The organism is Nocardioides sp., from assembly GCF_031422975.1.
GTDB lineage: Bacteria > Actinomycetota > Actinomycetes > Propionibacteriales > Nocardioidaceae > Nocardioides.
Genome location: NZ_JANPEO010000624.1, coordinates 1 through 3,090, shown reverse-complemented (window position 1 = coordinate 3,090; position 3,090 = coordinate 1). Strand labels below are relative to the sequence as shown.

At 70.1% G+C, this 3,090-nt stretch carries 6 protein-coding genes; 2 read left to right on the top strand and 4 right to left on the bottom strand.

Going from position 1 to position 3,090, the window contains the following annotated elements:
- The coding region (locus tag RMO85_RS18565) for a DUF445 family protein (protein WP_310530203.1) at positions 1-427 on the top strand (427 nt) is incomplete at its 5' end.
- Between the two features lie 4 nt (positions 428-431).
- Positions 432-677: an RNA-binding S4 domain-containing protein gene (locus RMO85_RS18560; RefSeq protein ID WP_310530202.1), complete on the top strand. Its 246-nt coding sequence runs from the start codon at positions 432-434 to the stop codon at positions 675-677.
- Positions 678-684: 7 nt separating this feature from the next.
- Here the strand turns inward: RMO85_RS18560 and RMO85_RS18555 are convergent, their stop codons facing one another.
- The 4 genes from RMO85_RS18555 to rsgA all read right to left on the bottom strand — a co-directional run.
- The gene (locus RMO85_RS18555; protein WP_310530200.1) at positions 685-1,053 is read right to left on the bottom strand and encodes an FKBP-type peptidyl-prolyl cis-trans isomerase; all 369 of its coding nucleotides are present in this window, start codon (positions 1,051-1,053) and stop codon (positions 685-687) included.
- Between the two features lie 32 nt (positions 1,054-1,085).
- Positions 1,086-1,517, bottom strand: coding sequence for a CBS domain-containing protein (locus RMO85_RS18550; RefSeq protein WP_310530199.1), 432 nt, complete (start codon positions 1,515-1,517; stop codon positions 1,086-1,088).
- Between the two features lie 91 nt (positions 1,518-1,608).
- Positions 1,609-2,496, bottom strand: coding sequence for a histidinol-phosphatase (gene hisN, locus RMO85_RS18545; protein WP_310530198.1), 888 nt, complete (start codon positions 2,494-2,496; stop codon positions 1,609-1,611).
- 96 nt (positions 2,497-2,592) lie between these two features.
- Positions 2,593-3,090 (bottom strand): ribosome small subunit-dependent GTPase A (gene rsgA / locus RMO85_RS18540; protein ID WP_310530197.1); only part of this gene is annotated, 498 nt, incomplete at its 5' end.

Here is a 3,090-nt window from a genome sequence, read left to right as displayed (position 1 = left end):
CCAGGAGCGCGCCGAGCGCTTCAAGGAGCGGCTGCTCGACCACCCGCAGGTCGTCACCACTGCCATCTCATTGTGGAAGGCGATGCGCTCGGCCCTGCTGACCTCGATCCGTGACCGCGACGGTGCCGTCCGGCAGCGGATGCTCGTCGAGCTCAGCTCCTTCGCCGAGCGGCTGCGCACCGACGCGTCGCTGCGCGAGAAGCTGGACCGGACGGCCGCCGACATCGCGGTCTTCACGGTCGCGAGGTACGGCGCCGAGCTGACCGCCGTCATCACCCACACCATCGAGCGCTGGGACGGCAAGGAGGCGGCGCGCCGCATCGAGCTGCACGTCGGGCGAGACCTGCAGTTCATCCGGATCAACGGCACGATCGTCGGCGGACTCGTCGGCGTCGTCATCCATGCGATCAGCCTGCTGGTTCACTGAGCCCATGAGTGAACCCGTTGACGTCCCGATCCGCGACGAGAAGATCCGGCTGGGACAGTTCCTCAAGCTGGCCAACCTGATCGAGTCGGGCTCGGACGCCAAGCCGTTGCTCGCCGACGGACAGGTGAGCGTCAACGGCGAGGTCGAGACGCGACGGGGCCGTCAGCTCGTGGCCGGCGACGTCGTCGCCCTGGCCGGTCAGTCCGCCCGCGTCGCGTCGGGCGAGGTCGAGATCGACGTCCCCTGGTGACGCCGGGTCAGCTGACCTTGAGCAGGTCGACCACGAAGATCAGCGTCTCGCCGGGCTTGATCGCGCCACCGGCTCCGCGGTCGCCGTAGCCGAGGTGCGGCGGGATCACGAGGCGACGACGACCGCCGACCTTCATGCCCTGCACGCCGGTGTCCCAGCCCGAGATGACCTGGCCGATGCCGAGGCGGAAGTTGAGCGCGTCGCCCCGGTTGTAGGACGCGTCGAACTCCTCGCCGGTCGAGTGGGCGACACCGACGTAGTGGACGGAGACGTTGGATCCGGCGGTGGCTTCGGCGCCGCTGCCCTCCACGAGGTCGGTGACCTCCAGGTCGGCGGGAGCGTCTCCCATGTGCGGGTCGACGTCGGGCTTCTCCATGGTGATGACCTTCCGGTTGGGATCAGGTTTGCTCAGGTTTGATGGACGTAGTGGTCCAGCTGGTCGCGCTCGAACTCGAGCTCGCCGATCCGATTCTTCACCACGTCGCCGATGCTGATGATGCCGGTCAGCTTGCCGTCGGTCAGGACGGGCACGTGGCGGATGCGGTGGTCGGTCATCACCTGCATCAGGTCCGTCAGCGGCTCGGTGCCCTCGCAGGTGCGCACGGTGGTGGTCATGATCTCCGAGACGGCCATGTCGAGGACGTCGTCGCGGTCGTGCAGGCGGCGTACGACGTCTCGCTCGCTCACGATCCCGTCGACGGTCTCGCCGTCCACGCTGACGATGAGCGCGCCCACGTTGTGCGTGGTCAGCAGGGTGACCAGCTCCCGCACGCTGGCGTCGGGATTGATGGTGATGACGTCGTGACTGGGCTTGCCCTTGAGTACGTCGTTGATGCGCATGGCTTCCTCCGCGGGTCGTGTCCCAGTCACGCTAGTCACTTGCGTCGCTCGGCGACAGGCCCCGACCAGAGTGCGGTCGGCAACCCGGCGACTATTCCGCTGGCGGGCCCTGCCGGGACCGCAGGTCGTGCACCGACCCCGCACGGCTCGGCCGCGAGTCCGGGTCGGCGTCGTCGTGGGGCATCGACCCGAGGAAGGCCAGAGCCGCGTCGTGGAGGTGGCCGTTGCTGGCGATGGCGTTTCCGCCGTACGGCCCGTCCGTGCCGTCGAGGGCTGTGAACCTGCCCCCCGCCTCCCGGACGATCACGTCGAGCGCAGCCATGTCGTAGAGCTCGAGCTCCGGCTCGGCGGCCAGGTCGACGCTGCCCTCGGCGAGCAGCATGTAGGACCAGAAGTCGCCGTAGGCGCGGGTGCGCCAGCAGCGGCGCGAGAGCGAGACGAAGTCCTGCAGCCGGTCGCGCTGGTCCCAGCCGGAGAGCGAGCTGTAGGACAGGGAGGCATCCTCGAGGCGGCGAACGTCGGAGACCTCGCACCTGGTCGCCTTCATCAGCGAGCGGCCGGTGAAGGCACCACCGCCCTTCGCGGCCCACCATCGCCGCTGCAGCGCCGGCGCCGAGACGACGCCCACGACGACCTCGTCGTCGACCGCGAGCGCGATCAGGGTGGCCCAGACGGGGACGCCGCGGACGAAGTTCTTGGTGCCGTCGATCGGGTCGATGATCCACTGCCGCTGGCTGTGGCCGGTGGACCCCTGCTCCTCGCCGAGCACGGCGTCGCGGGAGCGGGCGCGCGAGAGCGTACGCCGAATGCCCTCCTCCACGGCCTGGTCGGCGTCCGTCACGGGAGTGAGGTCGGGCTTGCTCATGACGTGCAGGTCCAGCGCCTTGAACCGCGACATCGAGAGCGAGTCGGCGTCGTCGGCCAGCACGTGCGCGAGGCGCAGGTCGTCGGTGTAGTCGGTGGGGCCGTTGATGGGCATGGTCCACAGGTTATGGCCAGTGGCCCGTCGGCGGCGCCGACCTGTGCCGGCGTGCCTCGCGCGGCGCCTGCGGCGCGCAGGCCGTCGGGAGCCGACTCACCACTCCGCTGCGCCCTCGCGGGCAGCGAGAAGCCGGCGGAACGACTCGACCCGGTCCGGGTCGGCCGTGCCGGCGGTGACGGCGTCGTCCAGCCCGCACTCGGGCTCGCCGGCGCCGTGGCTGCAACCACGCGGGCAGTCCTCGGTCATCTCCTCGAGGTCGGGGAAGGCGCCGATCAGGTCCTCGGGTTGCACGTGCGCGAGCCCGAAGGACCGGATGCCGGGGGTGTCGATGATCCAGCCGTCGCCGCCGGGGAGCTCGAGCATGTAGGCCGACGTCGAGGTGTGCCGGCCGCGGCCGGTGACGGCGTTGACGATCCCGACGTCCCGGTTGGCCTCCGGGATCAGGGCATTGACCAGCGTCGACTTGCCGACGCCGCTGTGGCCCACCAGCACGCTCGTACGCCCGCGCAGCCGGTCCAGCAGCTCGTTCAGGTCGCCGGCGCCGTCACCCTTGAGCTGGGTGACGACCCATGGCACACCCAGCGACCGGTA

Excerpts from the sequence above, each read along its gene's own strand:
- hisN (WP_310530198.1), bottom strand. The coding sequence starts at position 2,496 with ATGCCCATCAACGGCCCCACCGACTACACCGACGACCTGCGCCTCGCG.
- RMO85_RS18560 (WP_310530202.1), top strand. The coding sequence starts at position 432 with ATGAGTGAACCCGTTGACGTCCCGATCCGCGACGAGAAGATCCGGCTG.
- RMO85_RS18555 (WP_310530200.1), bottom strand. The coding sequence starts at position 1,053 with ATGGAGAAGCCCGACGTCGACCCGCACATGGGAGACGCTCCCGCCGAC.
- RMO85_RS18550 (WP_310530199.1), bottom strand. The coding sequence starts at position 1,517 with ATGCGCATCAACGACGTACTCAAGGGCAAGCCCAGTCACGACGTCATC.